This window comes from Kitasatospora sp. NPDC048540 (assembly GCF_040651175.1).
Classification (GTDB): domain Bacteria; phylum Actinomycetota; class Actinomycetes; order Streptomycetales; family Streptomycetaceae; genus Kitasatospora.
Genome location: NZ_JBEZIR010000275.1, coordinates 1 through 1355 on the forward strand (window position 1 = coordinate 1; position 1355 = coordinate 1355).

The following is a 1355-nucleotide window of genomic DNA, read 5'->3' on the forward strand; positions in this document are numbered from 1 at the left end:
TGCCGGACGCCCCGTCAGCGCCTCGTCCAGGTCCGCCTCCAGACCGTTGCGCTCACCGTCGATGATCCGGCGCTGCAGCCGCTCCTCCAACGGCAGCGCCGCCAGCTCCTGCGCCTTCGACTCCGCACTGGAGGCCACCGACACACCCTCGAACAGCTGCAACAGGCGCTGCAGTGGGTCGTAGTCGGCGGTGCGCCGGTCGTAGACGAGGTCGAGCGCGACCTGCCGCTGCTCCTCCGGGATCCGGGCCATCGGCAGGATCTTCGAGGCGTGCACGATCGCCGAGTCCAGACCGGCCTCGACGCACTCGTGCAGGAACACCGAGTTGATCACCATCCGGGCCGCCGGACTCAGCCCGAACGAGATGTTCGACAGACCCAGCGTGGTCTGCACCTCCGGGTGGCGCCGCTTCAGCTCACGGATCGCCTCGATCGTCTCGATGCCGTCCCGCCGCGACTCCTCCTGACCCGTCCCCAGTGTGAAGGCCAGGCAGTCCACCAGGATCGAGCTCTCCTCGATCCCGTACTCGGTGGTCAGCTGGCCGATCAGCCGCTCGGCGATGGCGACCTTCGTCTCCGCGGTACGGGCCTGCCCGTCCTCGTCGATGGTCAGCACGATCAGACCCGCCCCGTGCTCCCGGGCCAGCGAGGCCACCTTCCCGAACCGGGTGTCCGGCCCGTCACCGTCCTCGTAGTTCACCGAGTTCAGCAACGCCCGCCCACCGAGTGCCTCCAGACCCGCCCGCAGCACATCCGGCTCGGTGGAATCCAGCACGATCGGCAGCGTCGAAGCCGTCGCCAGCCGCCCCGCGATCTCCTTCATGTCCGCCACACCGTCCCGGCCGACATAGTCCACACACAGATCCAGCAGGTGGGAGCCGTCCCGGATCTGCTCCCGGGCGATCTCCACACACGCCTGCCAGTCCCCCGCCAGCATCGACTCCCGGAACTTCTTCGACCCGTTCGCGTTGGTCCGCTCCCCGATCGCCAGGTACGAGGTGTCCTGCCGGAACGGCACCGACTGGTACAACGACGCCGCCGACGGCTCCGGCCGCGGCTCACGCACCGCGATCTCGCGGCCCTGCACCCGCTCCACCACCTGCCGCAGATGCTCCGGCGTCGTCCCGCAGCACCCACCCACCAACGACAGCCCGTAGTCCCGGGTGAACACGTCATGCGCATCCGCCAGCTCCGCCGGCGACAACGGGTAGTGCGCGCCGTCCTTGCCCAGCACCGGCAGACCCGCGTTCGGCATGCACGACAGCCCCACCCGGGCGTTCTTCGCCAGATACCGCAGGTGCTCGCTCATCTCCGCCGGACCGGTCGCACAGTTCAGCCCGATGTAGTCCACCCCCA

Annotated in this window: 1 protein-coding gene; it reads right to left on the reverse strand. The window is 69.3% G+C overall.

The window, feature by feature from the left end; genetic code table 11:
* Positions 1-1355 (reverse strand): dihydropteroate synthase (locus tag AB0D08_RS40810; RefSeq protein WP_359895437.1); only part of this gene is annotated, 1355 nt, incomplete at both ends.